This window comes from Xanthomonas sp. D-109 (assembly GCF_017746095.1).
In the GTDB taxonomy this organism is placed as follows: domain Bacteria; phylum Pseudomonadota; class Gammaproteobacteria; order Xanthomonadales; family Xanthomonadaceae; genus Xanthomonas_A; species Xanthomonas_A sacchari.
Window position 1 is genome coordinate 700,334 of the sequence record NZ_JAGHWV010000001.1, and the last position, 19,442, is coordinate 719,775.

At 68.9% G+C, this 19,442-nt stretch carries 19 protein-coding genes; 9 read left to right on the forward strand and 10 right to left on the reverse strand.

Features of this window, described 5'->3' with window-relative positions; translation table 11 throughout:
• The first annotated feature begins 104 nt into the window (after nucleotides 1–104).
• Nucleotides 105–968, forward strand: a complete 864-nt coding sequence (locus tag J7357_RS02945; RefSeq protein WP_209244772.1) for a DMT family transporter — start codon at nucleotides 105–107, stop codon at nucleotides 966–968.
• Nucleotides 969–1,068: 100 nt separating this feature from the next.
• Here J7357_RS02945 and J7357_RS02950 read toward each other — a convergent pair whose 3' ends face one another.
• From J7357_RS02950 to J7357_RS02975, 6 genes are read right to left on the reverse strand one after another with little or no spacing between them, the layout of a single operon-like run.
• On the reverse strand, nucleotides 1,069–1,629 hold the full coding sequence (locus J7357_RS02950) for a DUF2884 family protein (RefSeq protein ID WP_209244773.1): 561 nt from the start codon (nucleotides 1,627–1,629) through the stop codon (nucleotides 1,069–1,071).
• Nucleotides 1,630–1,670: 41 nt separating this feature from the next.
• Entirely contained in the window at nucleotides 1,671–2,495 is an 825-nt protein-coding gene (locus tag J7357_RS02955; RefSeq protein ID WP_019799768.1) for a DUF2807 domain-containing protein, read from the reverse strand.
• Nucleotides 2,496–2,538: 43 nt separating this feature from the next.
• A complete protein-coding gene (locus J7357_RS02960; protein ID WP_209244774.1) occupies nucleotides 2,539–3,531 on the reverse strand; it encodes an ABC transporter permease in 993 nt (330 codons plus the stop codon).
• On the reverse strand, nucleotides 3,528–4,409 hold the full coding sequence (locus tag J7357_RS02965; RefSeq protein ID WP_209031284.1) for an ABC transporter ATP-binding protein: 882 nt from the start codon (nucleotides 4,407–4,409) through the stop codon (nucleotides 3,528–3,530). Before J7357_RS02965 ends, J7357_RS02960 begins: the two co-directional genes overlap by 4 nt.
• Nucleotides 4,406–4,768, reverse strand: a complete 363-nt coding sequence (locus tag J7357_RS02970) for a GntR family transcriptional regulator (RefSeq protein ID WP_010344230.1) — start codon at nucleotides 4,766–4,768, stop codon at nucleotides 4,406–4,408. Before J7357_RS02970 ends, J7357_RS02965 begins: the two co-directional genes overlap by 4 nt.
• A gap of 2 nt (nucleotides 4,769–4,770) precedes the next feature.
• Entirely contained in the window at nucleotides 4,771–5,013 is a 243-nt protein-coding gene (locus tag J7357_RS02975; RefSeq protein WP_209244775.1) for a hypothetical protein, read from the reverse strand.
• A gap of 129 nt (nucleotides 5,014–5,142) precedes the next feature.
• Here J7357_RS02975 and J7357_RS02980 point away from each other — a divergent pair, with 129 nt between their 5' ends.
• From J7357_RS02980 to J7357_RS03010, 7 genes are all read left to right on the forward strand, one after another.
• Nucleotides 5,143–5,709: a glutathione peroxidase gene (locus tag J7357_RS02980; protein ID WP_244667192.1), complete on the forward strand. Its 567-nt coding sequence runs from the start codon at nucleotides 5,143–5,145 to the stop codon at nucleotides 5,707–5,709.
• Nucleotides 5,710–5,805: 96 nt separating this feature from the next.
• Nucleotides 5,806–6,756, forward strand: coding sequence for an FKBP-type peptidyl-prolyl cis-trans isomerase (locus J7357_RS02985; protein WP_209244776.1), 951 nt, complete (start codon nucleotides 5,806–5,808; stop codon nucleotides 6,754–6,756).
• A gap of 15 nt (nucleotides 6,757–6,771) precedes the next feature.
• On the forward strand, nucleotides 6,772–8,118 hold the full coding sequence (locus tag J7357_RS02990) for a UDP-glucose/GDP-mannose dehydrogenase family protein (RefSeq protein WP_209244777.1): 1,347 nt from the start codon (nucleotides 6,772–6,774) through the stop codon (nucleotides 8,116–8,118).
• Complete coding sequence (locus J7357_RS02995; protein WP_010344225.1) at nucleotides 8,108–8,344, forward strand: SlyX family protein; 237 nt, start codon at nucleotides 8,108–8,110, stop codon at nucleotides 8,342–8,344. Before J7357_RS02990 ends, J7357_RS02995 begins: the two co-directional genes overlap by 11 nt.
• 27 nt (nucleotides 8,345–8,371) lie before the next feature.
• Entirely contained in the window at nucleotides 8,372–9,061 is a 690-nt protein-coding gene (locus tag J7357_RS03000; protein ID WP_209244778.1) for a DUF2058 family protein, read from the forward strand.
• A gap of 2 nt (nucleotides 9,062–9,063) precedes the next feature.
• Nucleotides 9,064–11,199, forward strand: coding sequence for an acyltransferase family protein (locus tag J7357_RS03005; protein ID WP_209244779.1), 2,136 nt, complete (start codon nucleotides 9,064–9,066; stop codon nucleotides 11,197–11,199).
• 115 nt (nucleotides 11,200–11,314) lie between these two features.
• Complete coding sequence (locus J7357_RS03010; protein ID WP_209244780.1) at nucleotides 11,315–12,088, forward strand: transporter; 774 nt, start codon at nucleotides 11,315–11,317, stop codon at nucleotides 12,086–12,088.
• A gap of 104 nt (nucleotides 12,089–12,192) precedes the next feature.
• Here J7357_RS03010 and J7357_RS03015 read toward each other — a convergent pair whose 3' ends face one another.
• The 4 genes from J7357_RS03015 to J7357_RS03030 all read right to left on the reverse strand — a co-directional run bounded on the left by J7357_RS03015 (nucleotide 12,193) and on the right by J7357_RS03030 (nucleotide 18,163).
• The gene (locus J7357_RS03015; RefSeq protein WP_244667193.1) at nucleotides 12,193–13,110 is read right to left on the reverse strand and encodes an NAD(P)-dependent oxidoreductase; all 918 of its coding nucleotides are present in this window, start codon (nucleotides 13,108–13,110) and stop codon (nucleotides 12,193–12,195) included.
• Between the two features lie 73 nt (nucleotides 13,111–13,183).
• Nucleotides 13,184–15,946, reverse strand: coding sequence for a methionine synthase (gene metH / locus J7357_RS03020; protein WP_209244781.1), 2,763 nt, complete (start codon nucleotides 15,944–15,946; stop codon nucleotides 13,184–13,186).
• 73 nt (nucleotides 15,947–16,019) lie between these two features.
• Nucleotides 16,020–17,165 carry a homocysteine S-methyltransferase family protein gene (locus tag J7357_RS03025; protein ID WP_209244782.1) on the reverse strand — a complete coding sequence of 382 codons (1,146 nt, stop codon included), beginning with the start codon at nucleotides 17,163–17,165 and terminating at the stop codon, nucleotides 16,020–16,022.
• On the reverse strand, nucleotides 17,162–18,163 hold the full coding sequence (locus J7357_RS03030) for a metalloregulator ArsR/SmtB family transcription factor (protein WP_209244783.1): 1,002 nt from the start codon (nucleotides 18,161–18,163) through the stop codon (nucleotides 17,162–17,164). The genes J7357_RS03025 and J7357_RS03030 overlap by 4 nt, the downstream gene beginning before the upstream one ends.
• A 126-nt stretch (nucleotides 18,164–18,289) precedes the next feature.
• Here J7357_RS03030 and J7357_RS03035 point away from each other — a divergent pair, with 126 nt between their 5' ends.
• The gene (locus tag J7357_RS03035) at nucleotides 18,290–19,438 is read left to right on the forward strand and encodes an acyl-CoA dehydrogenase family protein (RefSeq protein ID WP_209244784.1); all 1,149 of its coding nucleotides are present in this window, start codon (nucleotides 18,290–18,292) and stop codon (nucleotides 19,436–19,438) included.
• Nucleotides 19,439–19,442: the final 4 nt, after the last annotated feature.

Below are 19,442 nucleotides of genomic sequence, written 5' to 3' on the forward strand. Positions count from 1 at the left end.
TGGGTCTTGAGCCGTAACAGTACTGCGAAACCGTATTGGATCGTATCTGGCCGGATCGGTCCCGCGAGGCGTCTACTGCAACGGCGATGCAGACGGAGAAGCGCATGGAAAAAACCACCGGTGGCTGGATCAATGGATGTATCGGCGTGATGATTTTTGCGGGGTCGTTGCCCGCAACGCGCGTCGCGGTCGCCGATTTTTCCCCCGTGTTCCTGACCTGTGCCCGCGCCAGCATTGCCGCCGCGCTGGGGCTGGCGCTCCTGCTCGGGTTTCGGCAACCGCGTCCGCGCCGCGCCGAGCTCCCCGCCTTGGCGATGACGGCGCTGGGGGTCGTGGCCGGATTTCCGCTGCTGACCGCACTGGCGCTGCAGCACGTCACCTCGGCGCATTCCATCGTGTTCGTGGGCCTGCTGCCGTTGTGCACCGCCGTCTTCGCCGTGTTGCGCGCCGGCGAACGCCCGCGTCCACCGTTCTGGGTGTTCTCGCTGGCCGGTGCCTGCAGCGTCGCCGGCTATGCGGCGATCGGCGGGATCGACGCCTCGTGGCAGGGCGATCTGCTGATGCTGGCCGCGGTCGTGCTGTGTGGGCTGGGCTATGCGGAGGGCGCGCGCCTGTCACGCACGCTGGGCGGATGGCAGGTCATCTGTTGGTCACTGGTGCTGTCGCTGCCGCTGATGGTGTCCCTGGCCTTGCTGACGCAGCCCGCGTCGTTCGGCACTGTGCGCATGCCGGCATGGCTCGGCCTGGGCTATGTCTCGCTGTTCAGCATGTTGATCGGCTTCGTGTTCTGGTACCGCGGTCTGGCGCAAGGCGGGATCGCGGCGGTCGGGCAACTGCAGTTGTTCCAGCCCTTCATCGGCTTGGGCCTGGCCGCGCTGCTGCTGCACGAAACGGTGAGCTGGACGATGCTGGCGGTGACCCTGGTCGCGATGGTCTGTGTGGCCGGCGCGAAACGCTACGCCCGCTGAAACCGCGACCCGCCCGGCAGACGTTTGCACGACTGCCGGGTGGAGCGCGGACTCAACGGACGCTCGTGGACGATGGTCGCGGCAGCGTGGCTGCCGCCGATTATGCGGCCGAGTGCTTGCAGTCGCTGACGTCGCTGTCGTCGAGGGTGGAGTAGGGGCGGAACGCCGGCACCTTCTCCATCAGCGCATCCTGCGCGGCGCGCAGCGCGGCGACCTGGTCGCAGATCTTCAGCGCGGCCTGCTTGATCTTGTCGGCCTGCGCCTCGACCCGCTCGCCGATATGGTCGGTGTCGCCGCTGAGCACGCCGTTGATCGCATCGCCGGCCGCTTTCACGCCCAGCGCCGCACCGGCCTTGCCGACCTCAACGCCTTGCTTGCCCACCGCTTCGACCTGGCCGCGGTAGGCCAGCAGCAGGCGCTGCTGCTCGGCGTCCAGGGCGACCGGCTTGCCGTCGATCAGCAGCTTGCCGTCGCGGGTGATGGTGGCCGGCGGCTGGCCATTGGCCTTCAGGGTGAGGTCGCCGTTGAGGAAGGTCAGGCTTTGCGCGCCGCCGTGGTCGACCACGACGCGGTCGTTCGAGGAGCCGGAGCGCTGGCAGGCGCTGAGCGAGAACAGCACGGCCAGGGCGACACCGGCCAGGGACAGGGAACGGAATTGCATGGGCGTGTCCTCGTGCGGATGGGAGAAGGTGGCGCGTCGGATCAGCGCGGCTTGGGCAGGTTGATGCTGCCGCGCACGCCGTGGTGGGTGACGTCGCCGCTGCCGACCTTCTGCACGCTCAGGTTGCCGCCGACGGTGCCGACATCCAGGTCGCCGGAACCCACGGTCTGCACCGCGACGCTGCCGCTGACATCGCGCAGTTGCACGTCGCCGGAGCCGACGCTGTCGACCTGCACGCCGCCGCGCACCCCGTGCACCGTGAGGTCGCCGGAGCCGACCGTGCCGACCTTGACGTCGCCGCCGACCTGGTCGGCCTTGACGTCGCCCGAGCCCAGCGTCGGCAGGGCCACGCTGCCGACATTGCGCAGTTCGATGTCGCCGGAGCCGACCGTGGCGCTGACCGCACCGCGGATGTTCTGCGCATGCAGGTCGCCGGAGCCGATCTTGGCGTCGAGCGAGGCCACGCCGCTGATCTCGGCATCGCCCGAGCCCAGTTGCAGCTGCACCGGCAGGTTGGCCGGGATGCTGCCGGCGACGTTGAGATAGGCGTAGCGGTTGCCGACGCTGATGCCGTGGATCTTGCCCTCGTGCTTCAGCGTCACCACCAGGGTGTCGCCGTCGTGGCGCTGGCGCAGGGTCAACTCCTTGAGCATGTCCGCGTCGGAGGCGCAGGCGCGGCCGCGCAGGGTGGAGTCGCCGCCGCTGGCGCCGGTGAGCTTGAGGTCGTTCTGCTGCACGTCCAGCAGCACCGACTTGACGCCGGCCAGGTCCAGCTTCAGTTCGCGCGGTTCGGAATACTTGCAGTCGTCGGCCATGGCGATGGCCGGCAGCGACAGCAGGGCACACACGGCGAGGGTCTTGTACATCGGAAAACTCCTTGCGGAAATGGGAAGAGAGACGGCGTTGCGATCAGGCTTCGTCGCGCCAGCGGCGCACGTAGATCGCGGCGACGATGAAGGCCACGCCGACCGCGGCGCCGATCCACAGGTCGGGATCGCGGAACAGCACCCAGGTGTCGCCGAGATGGATCGCGTTGACCAGGTCCTGCGGACCGCTGATGTGGGTTTCGGCCACCTGTTCGTTCAGCACCGGACCCCAGCTGCCCGGCAGCACGCTGAGCAGGCCGCGATAGACCACGGTGTACCAGATCAGGTTGTGGTTGACGTTGAGCATCGGCAGGATGCCCATCATGCTGGCGGTCACGCAGCCCAGGATCGGGATCAGCACCGCCCACAGGAACGGCTTGCTGCGCGCCCAGGCCGAGCACAGCATCAGCCAGCCGATCGCCGGCAGCGACCACAGCACCTGCACCGGCAGCGCGGCCAGGACCATGCCGATGATGCGCAGCGGGTGCGATTCGGTGAACACCGCGGTGCTCTGCGGGATGCCGTTGACCGACAGGGTCAGGGCGGTGACCACCCACAGCGCCAGGCCGATCAGCAGGCCGACGCCGATCGCCAGCAGCGGCGCCAGCAACAGCGCCCAGGCGGCCTTGGACAGCACGGTGCTGGTGTCCGACAGCGGCAGCGACTTCCAGAACAGCACGCTGCGGTCGCGGCGGTCGTCGTACAGCGCGCCCAGCGCATAGAAGAACACCACGAAGCCGACCACGATGCAGGCCAGGACCACGCCGGCGAGCATGGTGCCGTCGCCGACCGCGCCGATGATCTGGTGGGCGTTCTGGGCCTGGCCATCCCACTGGACGTCGTTCAGGCGCGAGCTGCCGCCATGGTTGCGGCCGGCGATGCTGCCGATGATCGACAGCACCGTGTACAGCGTGGCGACGATGCCGCCGGTGATGACCGGCGCCCACAGGAAGCCGCCGCGGTGTTCCCAGAATTCGCGCTTGAGCAGCCACGTGAAGGTGGACACGGGAGAGATTGTCTTGGCGGGAGCGTTCATGCGTAGGTGCCCTTCATGATGGCGACGAACAGGTCGGCCAGGCCGGGAGTGCGGGTTTCGCCGAGTGCGGCCAGTTGCGCCTGCGGCACGCCGTCGTACAGGAACACCGACTTGCCGAACGGCAGGCCGCGTTCGTCGATCGGCTGCAAGGCGCGCGCCGCCTCGATGCGCTCGGCCGGCACCAGCAGTTCGGTGTAGCGGGTGGCCATGTGCTCCATGTCGGCGCTGAGCACGATGCGACCGTCGCGGATGAACAGCACGTCGGTGAGGATGTGCTCGATCTCCTCCACCTGGTGGGTGGTGATGACGATGGTCTTCTGCTCGTCGAAGTAGTCTTCCAGCAGGCGCTGGTAGAACTCCTTGCGGTACAGGATGTCCAGGCCCAGGGTCGGCTCGTCCAGCACCAGCAGGCGCGCGTCGATCGCCATCACCAGCGCCAGGTGCAACTGCACGATCATGCCCTTGGACATCTCGCGCACCCGCAGCTTGGGCGAGAGCTTGGTGTTGGCCAGGAAGCGCTCGCACTTGGCGCGATCGAAGCGCGGATGCACGCCGGCGACGAAGTCGATCGCCTCGCTCACCCGCATCCAGCGCGGCAGCACCGCCACGTCGGCGATGAAGCACACCTCGTTCATCAGCGCGTCGCGCTGCTTGCGCGGGTCCATCCCCAGCACGCGCAGTTCGCCTTCCACGGCGGTCAGGCCCAGCACCGCCTTCAATGCGGTGGTCTTGCCGGCGCCGTTGGGGCCGATCAGGCCGACGATGCGGCCGGGCGCGATGGTGAAGGACGCATCGGCCAGGGCCGGCTTGTGGTTGTAGGTCTTGCGCAACCCCTGCGCGTAGACGACGGATTCGGATGCGGCGACAGCGGCAGTCATGGCGTTTTCCCCGGTGGCAACAAGTCTTCCAATGTCAGGCCCAGGCGCTGGATGCGTTCCAGCACCAGGGGCCACTCTTCGTTGAGGAAGCGATCGCGTTCGCTGCCGCGCAGCTTCTGCGCCGCTTCCTCGGTCATGAACATGCCCAGCCCGCGGCGCTTCTCGACCAGGGCCTCGTCGGCCAGTTCCTGGTAGGCGCGCGAGACGGTGATCGGGTTGAGCTGGTATTCGGCGGCCACCTGGCGCACCGAGGGCAGGGCGTCGCCGGGCTTGAGGATGCCGTCGAGCATCATCGCGATGACCCGGTCCTTCAGCTGGCGGTAGATCGGAGCGCCGTCGCTCCATTGGATATCGCTCATGGTCAGCTCCGTGGGCGCAGGGTGCGCGCGAAGGAGAAATAAGGCACGGACAGCGAGGCCCGCAGACGCCGCACCGTCGGGACGTTGGAAGGTGCGGCGCCGGCGGCGCTGTCGTCGTGCGGCGTGCTGGCGCCATAATCCAGCGGCCGTCCCTGGTGGCGTTGGGCGCCGATCCAGCTCGCGCAGAGCAGGGTGCCGACGATGACCAGGGCCGGAAGACTGCGCTGGAGGCGTTTGAGGTTCATCGTGGGACCTGCTCTGGGTGAGTGGTGTTGTATTTAACTATAACACCGTTACACGGCATGTCAACACGCTGCAGGCCCAACTTTCGACCTGGTCGTGCGTCACTCCCCTTTTCTTTTCGACGGTGCCCCATGAAATTTTCCAAGCGTCTGTTTTTCCTCGCGATCCTGGCCGCTGCCGGCACCGTCGGCAGTGCCTGGGCGGGCTCCTTGCTGGACCGGGACTACCGTCCGCTGGCCGGCAAGGACAAGGTGAACCTGAACAAGACCTACGGCGGCAAGGTGCTGCTGGTGGTCAATACCGCCAGCAAGTGCGGCTACACCCCGCAGTACGACGGCCTGGAGAAACTGCAGCAGCAGTACGCGGCGCAGGGCTTCAGCGTGCTCGGCTTCCCGTCCAACGACTTCAAGGGCCAGGAGCCGGGATCGGAGAAGCAGATCCAGGAATTCTGCACGCTCACCTACGGGGTGAAGTTCCCGATGTTCGAGAAGGTGCATGTGATCGGCGACGACGCGACGCCGCTGTACAAGCAACTGACCCAGGCCACCGGCGTGGCGCCGGGCTGGAATTTCCACAAGTATCTGATCGCGCGCGACGGGCATGTGGTCGCGCAATTTCCGAGCAAGGTCACGCCCGACGATCCGGCCTTGCGCAGTGCCATCGAACGCGAACTGAAAGCGCAGCCGGCGTCGCACTGAAAGCGGGTCAACATCTCGGCCGCGCGTGCGACAATGCCGGCCTCCGCGCCACCCCGGCGCATCCAGTACACAGTTCACTTCCAGGGAAAGTAGCGAATGAAGATGGGAATGCGCGGCGCCGTGGCGTCGCTGGTGGTGGGGATGGCGATGGTCGCCGGTCATGCGTCCGCGCAGGCGCCGGCGGCCGGCAGCACGGCGACGACGCTGAGCACGGAAAAGCAGAAGGTCAGCTACGCGATCGGCATGGATGTGGCGCGCTCGTTCGAGCCCATCGCCCAGGACATCGACGTGGACGCGATGCAGCGCGCGATCGAGAACGCCTTCAAGCAGGGCAAGCCGCTGCTGTCCGATGAGCAGACCCAGGCCACCGATACCGCGCTGCGCACGCAGCTGGCCGTGCGCAACGGCCAACCGGTGCCGGGCATGGCGCCGGGCACGCAGCCGCCGCCGGTGTCCAAGGAGAACGTGGGCCTGATGCTGGGCGACCGCGCGGTCGGTCCGTCGCTGGCGCGGATCCAGAACGACATCGACCTGCCGACGCTGATGGGCGCGGTGCGCACGGTGTTCGCCAAGGGCCAGACCGCGATGACCCAGGAGCAGGCGATGGCCACGCTGCAGGCCTTCGGTGCGTCCAAGCAGGCCGCGGTAGCGACCAAGAACAAGCAGGAAGGCAATGCCTTCCTGGCGCAGAACAAGAACCAGAAGGGCGTGATCACCACCCCGTCCGGCCTGCAGTACATGGTGCTGCGCGAAGGCAGCGGCCCGCGGCCCACCTCCACCAGCAAGGTGCGGGTGAACTACGAAGGCAAGCTGCTCGACGGCACCGTCTTCGACAGCTCGTACAAGAACGGCCAGCCGGCCGAGTTCGCGCTCAACCAGGTCGTGCCGGGCTGGAGCGAGGGCGTGGCGCTGATGCCGGTGGGGTCCAAGTACCGCTTCTGGATTCCGTCCAACCTGGGCTACGGCCCGCAGGGAACGCCGGGCGGCCCGATCGGCCCGGATGCGATGTTGACCTTCGACGTGGAACTTTTGAACATCCTTCAATAACCGAAAGGAGATTACATGCGCGTAGCGATATTCGGCACCGGCTATGTCGGGCTCGTCACCGGAACCTGTCTGGCCGAAGTCGGCCACCATGTGGTGTGCGTAGACATCGACCAGGCCAAAGTGGATGGGCTCAACAAGGGCGTGGTCCCGATTTACGAGCCTGGCCTCTCGCCGATGGTCAAGGCCAACCACGCCGCACGGAGGCTGTTCTTCACCACCGATGCGGCCAGCGCCATCGCGCATGGGGATATCGTGTTCATCGCCGTCGGCACGCCGCCGGACGAGGACGGTAGCGCAGATCTGCAGTACGTCCTGGCGGTGGCCCGCACCATCGGCCAGCACATCCAGGGGCCGACCATCGTGGTCAACAAGTCCACGGTGCCGGTGGGCACCGCCGACAAGGTGCGTGCGGCGATCGCCGCCGAGCTGGACGCACGCGGCGAGGCGATCGACTTCGACGTGGTCTCCAATCCGGAGTTCCTCAAGGAAGGCGATGCGGTCGCCGACTGCATGCGGCCGGACCGCATCGTCATCGGCAGCAGCAAGCCCGGCTCGGCCGCGCGCCTGCGCCGCCTGTACGCGCCGTTCAACCGCAACCACGACCGCATCGTGGAGATGGACGTGCGCTCGGCCGAACTGACCAAGTACGCGGCCAACGCGATGCTGGCGACCAAGATCAGTTTCATGAACGAGATCGCCAACATCGCCGAGCGCGTCGGCGCCGACGTGGAGAAGGTGCGCCAGGGCATCGGCTCGGATCCGCGTATCGGCTGGCACTTCATCTATCCGGGCGCAGGCTACGGCGGCTCGTGTTTCCCCAAGGACGTGCAGGCCCTGGCGCGCACCGCGCAGCAGTACGGTCACGCGCCCAGGCTGCTGGATGCGGTGGAAGCGGTCAACGAGGCGCAGAAGGGCCATCTGTACGAACTGATCCAGCGCCACTACGGCGCGGCGCAGTCGCTGAAGGGCAAGACCTTCGCGGTGTGGGGCCTGGCGTTCAAGCCCAACACCGACGACATGCGTGCCGCCTCCAGCCGCCGCCTGCTCGCGCAACTGTGGGAAGCGGGCGCAACGGTCCGCGCCTACGATCCGGAGGCGACCGACGAGGCCAAGCGCATCTTCGGCGAGCGCGACGATCTGCACTTCTGCGAGGATGCCTTCGACGCGCTGGAAGGCGCCGATGCGCTGGCCGTGGTCACCGAATGGAAGCAGTTCCGCAGCCCGGACTTCACCCGCATGAAGGAGCTGATCGGCGATGCGGTGGTGTTCGATGGCCGCAATCTCTACGATCCGCAGGAAATCGAGAGCTTCGGCCTGGCGTACTACGGCATCGGCCGCGGACGTTCGATCCATGCAGCATGATTTTTCCACCCAGGACCGGTTGCTGGAGAACCGCCTGATCGAGCTGGAAACGCGCCTCTCCTTCCAGGAGCAGGCGCTGGCGGAAATGAGCGATGCCCTGGCCGAAGCGCGGATCGAAAGCCAGCGCAACGCCGAGTTGCTGCGTCACCTGCTCGAGGATCTGGGCAAGGTGCGCAGCACGCTCTACGCCGACCCGGCCGACGAACCGCCGCCGCCGCATTACTGATCCCCCGAACCGACCGATGCCGTCCCGATGAGCGATACCCTCCGCGAGCAATTGCTGGGCCTGGGCTTCAAGCCTGCGCCGAAACCCGAACGCAAGGCCCCGCCTGCCGCGCCGCGGCCGCAGGGACGGCCGGGCCAGCGCCCGGCACCGGCCGGGGCGCGCGGCGAGCGCGCGCCCGTCGGCGCACCCAATGCCGGCAAGCCCGGCGGCGGGCGTGGCCGTCCGCACGGCCAGGGTCACGGTAAGCCGCAGGGTGCGGGCGGCCAAGCGGCGCGGCCGCAGCGCAGCCGCGAGGACATCGACCTGGCCAAGGCCTACGCGATCCGCGCCCAGCGCGAGAAGGACGAGCGCATCGAGGCGGAGCGGCAGAAACAGGAAGAAGCGCGCCTGCGCCGTGAGGCGCGGGCCAGGCTCGACGAACTGCTCAAGGGCCAGGCGCTGAACCACGCCGAGGCCGACATCGCCCGCCATTTCCCCTATGGCGGCAAGATCAAGCGCATCTACGTCACCGCCGACCAGCTCAAGGCGCTCAACGCCGGCGAACTGGGCGTGCTGCAGCAGAACGGCCGCTACTTGCTGGTGACCGCGGCGCTGCTCGACCAGGCCGAAGCGATCTTCCCGGCGGCGGTGGCGCTGCGGGTCGACCCGAACGCGCCTGCCGAGGAAGACCCCTACGCCGACCCGAAGTACCAGATCCCCGACGATCTGGTCTGGTAAGCGTGGCGCTGCCAGGGACGGGCACGCAGGACGCCGGGCGTCTGCGCACGCCGCCGCACGCGGGCGGCTACCTGCCATACGTGGACGGGCTGCGCGCGATCGCGGTACTGGCGGTGATCGCCTATCACCTCGATCCGGCATGGCTGCCGGGCGGGTTCGCCGGCGTGGACATGTTCTTCGTGATCTCCGGCTTCGTGGTCAGCGCCTCGCTGCAGCGCCTGCCGGCGGCCGGACAGCTGGGCGTGTTCGCGCAGTTCTACGCGCGGCGCATGCGCCGCATCGCGCCGGCCCTGGTGGTGTGCCTGCTGCTCACGGCGTTGGCCAGCGGCCTGTTCATTCCCGAGTCCTGGCTCAGCGAGACCAGCGCCAAGACCGGGCGCATGGCCTTCGTCGGCCTCAGCAACTGGGTGCTGGCCGCGACCGGCAACGACTACTTCTCGCCCAAGGCCGAATTCAATCCGTACACGCACACCTGGTCGCTGGGCGTGGAGGAGCAGTTCTATCTGCTGTTCCCGCTGCTGTTCCTGGCCTGGAACCGCGGCGGCCGCGGCCGGCTGTGGTCGACGCTGCTGGTGGCGCTGGCCTCGGCTGCCTCGCTGGCGTTCGCCTGGCTGCGCAGTCGCGATGCCGGCGATGCCGCGGCGGCGTTCTACCTGACCACCGCACGCTTCTGGCAACTCGGCAGCGGCGTGCTGCTGTACCAGGTGCTGGCATTGCGCGGACGCTTCGACGCCGGCACGCAGGCGCCGCCGCCGGGCGCCTGGAACTGGCGCTCGCCGCTGCTGGCGGTGGCGCTGGGCGCGGTCGCGGTCGGCCTGTGGCGTGCGCGTCCCGGCCACTCGCCGTGGCCGGATGGGCTGTGGCCGGTGCTGGGCACGCTCGGCCTGCTGGCGTTGCTGCACGGTGCCCCGGCCGGCTGGACCCGCCGCGCGCTGGCCCATCGCGTGCCGGTGGCGATCGGCCGCGTGTCCTACTCGCTGTATCTGTGGCACTGGCCGGTGTTCGTGCTGCTGCGTTGGACCGTCGGCCTGGAATCGGCCTCGACCAGGGCCGCGGCGCTGCTGCTGGTGGCGCTGCTGGCGCTGGCCTCGTACCGCTGGGTGGAGCTGCCGTGGCGGCATGGCCGGATCGGCCGCGCACGCACGCCGGCGCGGACCATCGTCGCCGGAGTGGGGCTGGTGCTGCTCGCCGCCGGCACGCACGCGCTGCTGCAGGACACCCAGCGTTACTACGGGCTGAGCACGGTCAGCCGGCATCCGCTGGATTGGTATGCGTATGCCAAGGGCCTGCGCCGGGAGTTCCCGCAGTGCACGCTGCAGACCCGCCAGGTGCCGGTGCAGGTGGGCAGCGCCAAGCTGTTCGAGCGAGGTGCCTGCACGCTGCACAACCGCGATGGCGGCCAACTGTTCGTCGCCGGCGACTCGCATGCGCTGGCCTATAACGAACTGCTGCGACGCTTCGCGCTGCAGAGCGGGGTGCCGGTGCGCCTGTACGGCGTCGGCGGTTGCCCGATCGTCGGCCTGCAGGCCTGGCAGGCCGGCAATCCCGGTTGCCAGGCCTACGAACGCAGCACCCTGGCCGACGTCGCCGCGCACGCGCGCAGCGGCGACGTGCTGTTCCTGCCCGCGTTGCGGGTGCTGCGGCTGGCGGACCAGGATCGCCTGTTCGACGAGACGACGGTGATGGCCGAGCAGGAGGGCGCCGCCGCGCAGGCCGCGCGCAGCGCCGGCGAAACGGCCGCGGTGGTGCTGTTGCAGCCGCTGACGCAGCGCGGCGTGCGCATCGTCTTCGAGGCGCCCAAGCCGGTGCTGCGCGCGCCGCCGTACCGCTGCTCGGACTGGTTCAACCGCGGCAATCCGATCTGCGCGCACGGCATCCCGATCCCGCGCGCGACCATGGAGCGCTATCGCGCGCCGGTGCTGCAGAGCCTGCAGCGCATCGCCGCGCAACTGCCGCATGCCTCAGTGTGGGATCCGCTGCCGCTGCTGTGCGACGCGCAGCAGTGCAGCGGACGCCGCGACGGGCGTCCGTTGTTCTTCGACGCCGACCACCTCAGCGGCTACGGCAACCGCGTGCTGCTGCCGGGCTTCACGTCCCATTTCGCTGCGATTCAGGCAAACTCGCCGCCGGTGCCCTGAGGCGCAGCCCTGCGCCTCCCGCGTCGCAAGGAGTTCGCGCATGCCCGTTCCACGTTTCGTCGCGCCGCGGCTATCGCCAGTCGTCCCGCCATCCGTTGCCTGTCGGCGGCCGCGGTTGCGCCGCCGAGGCGATGCGCTGCTGCGCGGGGCGCTGCTGCTGGCCGTCCATGCCGGTGCCGCCGGTGTCGCCTGCGCCGAGGACGCGCCCGCGTTCGACCGGCCCGGCATCGGCTTCGCCTCGACCACCCTGCAGCGCGGCCAGGTGGCCTGGGAGCAGGCGTTCTTCGACGGCAGCTACGACCGCGACGGCGACGTGCGCAGCACCGAGTACGTCGCCAACAGCCGCCTGCGGTTCGGCCTGAGCACGAGCACCGAATTGCAGCTGGCGATCGACAGCCAGGTCTGGCAGCGCGTGCGCGGCGGCGGGCAGGATCGGCGCGGGCACAGCGGCGGCGACGGCAGCGTCGGCATCAAGCAGGCGCTGCCGAGCGCCAGCGACGGCTTCACCTGGGCGCTGCTCGGCAGCGCCAGCCTGCCGGTCGGGCGCGCGCCGTACGGCGACGCCGGCCACCGCTACGACCTGGGCGTGAGCGCCGGCTGGGACCTGCCCGAAGGCCGCAGCCTGGCGCTGTACGGCAATGTCAGCGACAGCGAGGACGGCTCCGGCTGGAGCGTGTCGCCGAGCTATACCTTCTACGCCGGAGACACCCTGAGCGCCTACGTCGAGGCCGGCATCGGCGGCGGCGAGGACGACATGCGTGCGCTCGGCAGCGGCGTCACCTGGTTGTTCGCCAAGCGCGTGCAACTGGATGTGTCGGTGCTGCGCGGCCTGTCGTCGCAGACCCCGGACTGGCAGGGCGGCCTCGGCATTTCGGTGTTGCTGCGCTGAGCCCGAAGCCCCTCTCCAGTCGGGAGAGGGGTTGGGGTGAGGGTCGGCGCGAAGCGTCTCGTGGTGCTGGAGTGCGCGAGATTCTGGTTCCTATCGCCGCATGCCTACTCGCGCGCGGCCGCGCCATCGCCGGGCGGCAGCACCTCCGGGACGTGCTGGTCGTACTGCGCCAGTACTTCCTCGAAGCCGTAGCGCGGTCGCCAATCCAGCGCCTGCATCGCGTGCTGTGCCGAGTAGACGCGGTCGATCCGCTCCGGGAGCGTCCAGCCGCGTTGCTTGAATGCGTCCACCAACTCCGGTGCGCGGCGGTGCAGGACCGCCGGTGCCGCGCTGTGCAGTTCGGCGCAATCCTCGCGCTGGAACGGCGTGGCGCCGGAAATCACGAACGTCGCGCTCGCCGGCCCGGCATGCCGCAATGCCGCGGCATGGGCCTCGGCCACGTCGCGCGCGTCGATGCCGCGATGCAGGCGGAACGCGGCCATCACGTTCACCGGCTCCGGGAAGCAGCGCGACATGCGCAGGATGCGTACGCTCGGCCCGCCCTGGTCGGCGGCCTCGCGCAGCAGCGCCTCGGCCTCCAGCTTGGTGCGGTGGTAGATGGTCTGCGGCTGCGGCGCCAGCGTCTCGTCGACCCAGCCCGCGGTGCCCTCGGGCGTGGCGGCGCTGCCGTACAGCGCGGTGGTGCTGGTGAACACGATGCGACGCACGCCGGCCGCCGCGGCGGCATCCAGCACGTGGCGGGTGCCGTCGACGTTGACCTGGCGGAACCGCGCCGCCGGCACGTGCGCGACGTGCGGCGCATGCAGCGCGGCGGTGTGGATCACCGCGTCGGCGCCCTGCAGCGCCTGCGCCAGCAGCGCGGCATCGTCGAGGTCGCCGACCCAGTCGGCGGTGGAGCAGGGCGTGCGGTCGAGGCCGCTGACGCGGTGTTCGCGGGAGAGCCGGATGTGGATCGCGCGGCCGATCCGGCCGGCACTGCCGGTGACCACGATCTTCAGCGGGGATGCGATGGAGATGGGCATCGGCGATGGGCGCGAAGGCGGTTGGGGAGTGGCGATGCAGGCGATGGTGCGCGTACCGGCGGCGGGTCCCGGTTCACTCCGGATCGTAATCCAGGTTCGATGCCAGCCAGCGCTCGGCCTGTTGCAGCGAGACGCCCTTGCGCCGGGCGTAGTCGGCGAGCTGGTCCTTGCCCAGCCGGCCGACCACGAAGTACTGGCTCTGCGGGTGGCTGAAGTAGTAACCGGACACCGCCGCGGTCGGCAGCATCGCGAAGCTCTCGGTCAGCGACATGCCGGCGTTGCGTTCGGCGTCGAGCAGCGCGAACAGGGTCTGCTTCTCGCTGTGGTCGGGGCAGGCCGGATATCCGGGTGCGGGACGGATGCCGCGGTAGCGCTCGGCGATCAGCGCCTCGTTGTCCAGCGCTTCGTCGTCGACATAGCCCCAGAACTCGGTGCGCACGCGCTGGTGCAGGCGCTCGGCCAGCGCCTCGGCCAGGCGATCGGCCAGGGCCTTGAGCAGGATCGCGTTGTAGTCGTCGTGCGCCGCCTCGAAGCGCGCCACGTGCGGCTCGATGCCGATGCCGGCGGTGACCGCGAACGCACCGATCCAGTCCTGCTTGCCGCTGTCGCGCGGGGCGATGAAGTCGGTCAGGCAGAAGTCCGGGCGCTCGGCGGGTTTGTCGACCTGTTGGCGCAGGAAATGCAGGGAATGGGGAATGGAGAATCGGGAATGGTCGAGCGGCGCAGTCCCGCTCGACGAGTCCCCATTCCCGTCTCCCGATTCCCGGTCCGTCAGGACCACAACGTCATCGCCCACCGACTGCGCCGGCCATAGCCCGAACACGGCCTTGGCGGTCAGCCATTTCTCTTCGACGATCCGCTGCAGCATCGCCCGCGCGTCCTGGTACAGCTCGCTGGCCTGCTGGCCGACGATCTCGTCGGTGAGGATTGCCGGGAACTTGCCGGCCAGTTCCCAGGCCTGGAAGAACGGGGTCCAGTCGATCAGCGGAACCAGGTCGTCCAACGGGTAGTCGTCGAACACGTGCAGGCCGGGCTGCCTCGGCGCGGGCGGGGTGTAGGCGTCCCAGCCACCGTCGAAGCGCTGGCCGCGCGCGTGCGCGAGCGACACTAGGCGCTTGGCGTCGCCGCGGTTCTTGTGGCGCTGGCGGATCTCGGCGTAGTCGGCGTCGTTGGCGGCGACGAAGGCCGCGCGCAGGTCGCGCGAGATCAGCGATTGCGCCACGCCGACCGCGCGCGAGGCGTCCTTCACCCAGACCGTCGGCGCCGCATAGTGCGGGTCGATCTTCAGCGCGGTGTGCGCGCGCGAGGTGGTGGCGCCGCCGATCAGCAGAGGCATCGAGAAACCCTGCCGCTGCATCTCGCGGGCGACGTGGGTCATCTCTTCCAGCGACGGGGTGATCAGCCCGGACAGGCCGATGATGTCGGCGTTCTCGGCGCGGGCGCGGTCGAGGATGGTCTGGGTGGGCACCATCACCCCCAGGTCGATCACGTCGAAGTTGTTGCAGGCCAGGACCACGCCGACGATGTTCTTGCCGATGTCGTGCACGTCGCCCTTGACCGTGGCCATGATGATCTTGCCGTTGGACTTGCCGGTGTCGCCGCTGCGCAGCTTTTCCGCCTCGATGTAGGGCAGCAGGTAGGCGACTGCCTTCTTCATCACCCGCGCCGACTTCACCACCTGCGGCAGGAACATCTTGCCGGCGCCGAACAGATCGCCGACCACGTTCATGCCGTCCATCAGCGGACCTTCGATCACGTCCAGCGGCCGCGTCGACTGTTGCCGTGCCTCTTCGGTATCGACCTCGACGAACTCGTCGATGCCATGCACCAGCGCATGGCTCAACCGCTCGCGCACCGTCTTTTCGCGCCACGCCAGCTTTTCCCGATTCCCGGTTCCCGCATCCCGATTCCCCGCCTTCTTGTAACGCTCGGCGATCTCCAGCAGGCGCTCGGTGGCGTCGCGGCGGCGGTTGAGGATCACGTCCTCCACGCGTTCGCGCAGCTCCGCATCCAGTTCGTCGTAGATCGGCATGCCGCCGGCGTTGACGATGCCCATGTCCATGCCCGCGGCGATGGCGTGGTACAGGAACACCGAGTGGATCGCCTGGCGCACGGTCTCGTTGCCGCGGAACGAGAACGACACGTTGGAGACGCCGCCGGAGATGTGGCAATGCGGCAGAGTACGCTTGATCTCGCGGGTCGCTTCGATGAAGTCGACCGCGTAGTTGTCGTGCTCCTCGATGCCGGTGGCCACGGCGAAGATGTTCGGATCGAAGATGATGTCTTCCGGCGGGAACCCGACCTGCTCGGTGAGGATGCGGTAGGCGCGGGTGCAGATCTCCACCTTGCGCGCGCAGGTGTCGGCCTGGCCGACCTCGTCGAAGGCCATCACCACCGCCGCGGCGCCGTAGCGCAGCACCTTGCGCGCGTGCTCGACGAACTGCGCCTCGCCTTCCTTGAGCGAGATCGAATTGACCACGCTCTTGCCCTGCAGGCACTTCAGCCCGGCCTCGATCACGCTCCACTTGGAGGAGTCGACCATGATCGGGATGCGCGCGATGTCCGGCTCGGACATGATCAGGTTGAGAAAGCGCACCATCGCCTTCTCCGAGTCGATCAGGCCCTCGTCCATGTTGACGTCGAGGATCTGCGCGCCGTTGGCGACCTGCTGGCGCGCCACCTCCACCGCTTCCTCGTAGCGCTCTTCCTTGATCAGCTTGCGGAACTGCGCGCTGCCGGTGACGTTGGTGCGCTCGCCGACGTTGACGAACAGCAGGTCCGGGGTCAGCAGCAGCGGCTCCAGGCCGGACAGGCGGGTGTGGCGGGCGGAGGACATGATCAGCGTTCCGGAAACAGGGAGGTGCAGGCGCGCACGCGGGTGGCGACGGCGAGGGTGCGCGCGGCGTTCATCAGGCGGCCTGCGCCTGCGCCGCCTGCGGCACGCGCGGCGGCAGCCCGCGCACCGCCTCGGCGATGGCGCGGATGTGCGCCGGGGTGGTGCCGCAGCAGCCGCCGACCAGGTTCAGCAGCCCGGACTCGGCGAACTCGCGCAGCGTCGCCGCCATTTCCTCCGGCGTCTCGTCGTATTCGCCGAAGGCGTTGGGCAGGCCGGCATTGGGGTGCGCGCTGACGTAGCCGTCGGCGATCCGTGCCAGGGTCTCCACGTGCGGCCGCAGGTCCTTGGCACCGAGCGCGCAGTTCAGCCCCACCGACAGCGGCCGCCCGTGCGCGACCGAGGCGTAGAACGCTTCGGCGGTCTGCCCTGACAGGGTGCGGCCGGAGGCGTCGGTGATGGTGCCGGAGATCATCACCGGCAGGCGCCCGCCGCGCGCGTCGAACACTTCCTCGATCGCGTACAGCGCGGCCTTGGCGTTGAGCGTGTCGAAGATGGTCTCCACCATCAGCGTGTCGGCGCCGCCGTCGATCAGGCCGTCGATCGCTTCGCGGTAGGTGGCGCGCAGTTCGTCGAAGCTGGTGTTGCGGAAGCCGGGGTCGTTGACGTCCGGGCTGATCGAGGCGGTGCGGCTGGTCGGGCCGAGCACGCCGATCACGAACCGCGGCTTGTCCGGCGTCAGTGCCTCCACCGCGTCGCAGCAGGCGCGGGCGACCTGCGCGCCGGCCTTGTTGAGTTCGTACACCAGGTGTTCCAGGTGGTAGTCGGCCTGGCTGATCGCGGTGGCGTTGAAGGTATTGGTCTCGAGCAGGTCGGCGCCGGCGTCGAGGTAGGCGCGGTGGATCTCGGCGATCACCTCCGGCCGGGTCAGCAGCAGCAGGTCGTTGTTGCCCTTCAGGTCGTGGCCCTGCGGCGCGTGGTCGCAGCCGGGGCCGTGCACGTGCCCGGCCTGCGCGTCGTAGCCCTCGGCGAAGCGCTCGCCGCGATAGTCGGCCTCCTGCAGCCCATGGCGCTGGATCATCGTGCCCATCGCGCCATCGATGATCAGGATCCGCTCGGAGAGGGCCTGCAGCAGCGCTTCAGCGCGCTGGGGGTGGAGCCATTGGGAGGCCGGGAGTGGGGACTGAGGAATGGGGAATGGGGGAGGAGCGACGGCGCTCATGCGACATCTCCTACGGCTGCTTTGGCCTTGGCGTTTGCTTTTTCGATTCCCGAGTCTCCATTCCCGATTCCCGGCTTCCCCGCAATCAAGGAAATCACTTCGAAGTGCGGCGGGCGCTTCTCGCGGGTCACGGTTTCCAGGCTGGAGACCTCGAGGCCGGCCTTGCCGACGAACTTGCGCAGTTCCTTGGCCGAAAAGCCGAGGTTGACGTGGCCGTAGGCCTGCACCGCGGCCTTGTGTTCGTGGCGCGCCAGGCTGCACAGCAGCAGGCGCCCGCCCGGGCGCAGCACCCGCGCCGATTCGCACACCGCCTGCGCCGGCTTGGTGGCGTAGGTCAGGGCGTGCATCATCACCACCAGGTCGAAGCTGGCGTCGGCGAAGGGCAGGGCGTGCATGTCGCCCTCGCGCACTTCCACGTTGCCGAGCCGGCGCAGGCGCTCGCTGGCCGCGGCCACCACCCGCGCGCTGGTGTCGATGCAGACGTAGCGGCGCGCGTGCGGCGCCACCAGTTCGGCGAGCACGCCGTCGCCGGAGGCGATATCGAGCACGTCGCCGGTTTCCAGCAGCGGCAGGGCGGTGCGCGCCAGCGCTTCCCAGGTGCGGCCGGGCGAATAGTGGCGTTCCATGTCGCCGGCCACCGAGTCGGCCCAGTTCTGGTCGGCGGCGCGGTTGGCCAGCACCGCGGCCACGCGTTCGGCGTCCTGGCGCAGCAGCGGGTCGTCGCTGCCGGTACTCAGCGCCAGCCACAGCGCACGCTGGGCCGGGTCCAGCAGGGTCTCGTCGAAGCGATAATAGGCCGACACGCCGGCGCGGCGGTCGCGCACCAGCCCGGCCTCCTTGAGCTTGGCCAGGTGGGTCGAGACCCGCGGCTGCGCCAGGCGGGTGATGGCCGACAGCTCGGCCACGGTCAGCTCCTCCTGCTCCAGCAGCGCCAGCAGGCGCACGCGGGTGGCGTCGGCGAAGACCTTCAGCCGGGACGACCAGTCCTCCAGATCCATAAATATCTTCCTATCGCGATATAGAGATATTTTGGTCCGGGCGGCGGTTCCGGTCAAGTTGCACACGCCAGCGTATGGTCGGCACGGCTACAATGGCCGCACCAACAAGCCCGGGAGGGGTTCGACGTGGATTTCAGCTTTACCGAAGAGCAATTGATGATCCAGGACGTGGCGCGGCGCATCGCCCAAGAGCGGATCGCCCCCAGCGCCGAGCACCACGACCGCACCGGCGAATTCCCGCTGGAGAACATCCGCCTGCTGGGCGAGAACGGGCTGATGGGCATCGAGGTGCCGGAGGAATACGGCGGTGCCGGCATGGACCCGATCGCCTATGTGCTGGCGATGGTCGAGATCGCCGCCGGCGATGCCGCCCATTCGACCATCGTGTCGGTCAACAACTCGCTGTTCTGCGCCGGCATCCTCAAGAACGGCAACGAGGAACAGAAGCAGAAGTACGTACGCGCCATCGCCGAGGGCCGCGAGATCGGCGCCTTCGCGCTGACCGAGCCGCAGTCCGGCTCCGACGCCACCGCGATGCGGTGCCGGGCGGTGCGCCAGGACGACGGCAGCTTCGTCATCAACGGCAAGAAGAGCTGGATCACCTCCGGCCCGGTCGCCAAGTACATCGTGCTGTTCGCGATGAGCGAGCCGGACAAGGGCGCGCGCGGCATCACCGCCTTCGTCGTCGACACCGACAAGCCGGGCTTCCACCGCGGCAAGACCGAGCCCAAGCTGGGCATCCGTGCCTCGGCCACCTGCGAGATCGAGTTCCAGGACTACGTGGCCAGCGCCGACGAGGTGCTGGGCACGCCGGGCGAGGGCTTCAAGATCGCGATGAGCGTGCTCGACGCCGGCCGCATCGGCATCGCCTCGCAGGCGATTGGCCTGGCCCGCGCCGCCTACGAGGCGACCCTGGAGTACGTGAAGGAGCGCAAGGCGTTCGGTTCGCCGATCGGCGCGTTCCAGATGACCCAGGCCAAGATCGCCGACATGAAGTGCAAGCTGGACGCGGCGCTGCTGCTGACCCTGCGCGCGGCCTGGTTGAAGGGGCAGGGCCAGCGCTTCACCACCGAGGCCTCGGTGGCCAAGCTGACCGCCTCCGAGGCGGCGATGTGGATCACCCACCAGGCGGTGCAGATCCACGGCGGCATGGGCTATTCCAAGGAGATGCCGCTGGAGCGCTATTTCCGCGATGCCAAGATCACCGAGATCTACGAAGGCACCAGCGAGATCCAGCGCCTGGTGATCGCGCGCAACGAGACCGGGCTGCGGTGAGGCC

Excerpts from the sequence above, each read along its gene's own strand:
- metH (WP_209244781.1), bottom strand. The coding sequence starts at position 15,946 with ATGTCCTCCGCCCGCCACACCCGCCTGTCCGGCCTGGAGCCGCTGCTG.
- J7357_RS02945 (WP_209244772.1), top strand. The coding sequence starts at position 105 with ATGGAAAAAACCACCGGTGGCTGGATCAATGGATGTATCGGCGTGATG.
- J7357_RS02965 (WP_209031284.1), bottom strand. The coding sequence starts at position 4,409 with ATGACTGCCGCTGTCGCCGCATCCGAATCCGTCGTCTACGCGCAGGGG.
- J7357_RS03015 (WP_244667193.1), bottom strand. The coding sequence starts at position 13,110 with ATGCCCATCTCCATCGCATCCCCGCTGAAGATCGTGGTCACCGGCAGT.
- J7357_RS03025 (WP_209244782.1), bottom strand. The coding sequence starts at position 17,165 with ATGAGCGCCGTCGCTCCTCCCCCATTCCCCATTCCTCAGTCCCCACTC.
- J7357_RS02955 (WP_019799768.1), bottom strand. The coding sequence starts at position 2,495 with ATGTACAAGACCCTCGCCGTGTGTGCCCTGCTGTCGCTGCCGGCCATC.
- J7357_RS02995 (WP_010344225.1), top strand. The coding sequence starts at position 8,108 with ATGCAGCATGATTTTTCCACCCAGGACCGGTTGCTGGAGAACCGCCTG.
- J7357_RS02970 (WP_010344230.1), bottom strand. The coding sequence starts at position 4,768 with ATGAGCGATATCCAATGGAGCGACGGCGCTCCGATCTACCGCCAGCTG.
- J7357_RS02950 (WP_209244773.1), bottom strand. The coding sequence starts at position 1,629 with ATGCAATTCCGTTCCCTGTCCCTGGCCGGTGTCGCCCTGGCCGTGCTG.
- J7357_RS02980 (WP_244667192.1), top strand. The coding sequence starts at position 5,143 with ATGAAATTTTCCAAGCGTCTGTTTTTCCTCGCGATCCTGGCCGCTGCC.
- J7357_RS02975 (WP_209244775.1), bottom strand. The coding sequence starts at position 5,013 with ATGAACCTCAAACGCCTCCAGCGCAGTCTTCCGGCCCTGGTCATCGTC.
- J7357_RS02990 (WP_209244777.1), top strand. The coding sequence starts at position 6,772 with ATGCGCGTAGCGATATTCGGCACCGGCTATGTCGGGCTCGTCACCGGA.
- J7357_RS03000 (WP_209244778.1), top strand. The coding sequence starts at position 8,372 with ATGAGCGATACCCTCCGCGAGCAATTGCTGGGCCTGGGCTTCAAGCCT.
- J7357_RS02960 (WP_209244774.1), bottom strand. The coding sequence starts at position 3,531 with ATGAACGCTCCCGCCAAGACAATCTCTCCCGTGTCCACCTTCACGTGG.
- J7357_RS02985 (WP_209244776.1), top strand. The coding sequence starts at position 5,806 with ATGAAGATGGGAATGCGCGGCGCCGTGGCGTCGCTGGTGGTGGGGATG.
- J7357_RS03030 (WP_209244783.1), bottom strand. The coding sequence starts at position 18,163 with ATGGATCTGGAGGACTGGTCGTCCCGGCTGAAGGTCTTCGCCGACGCC.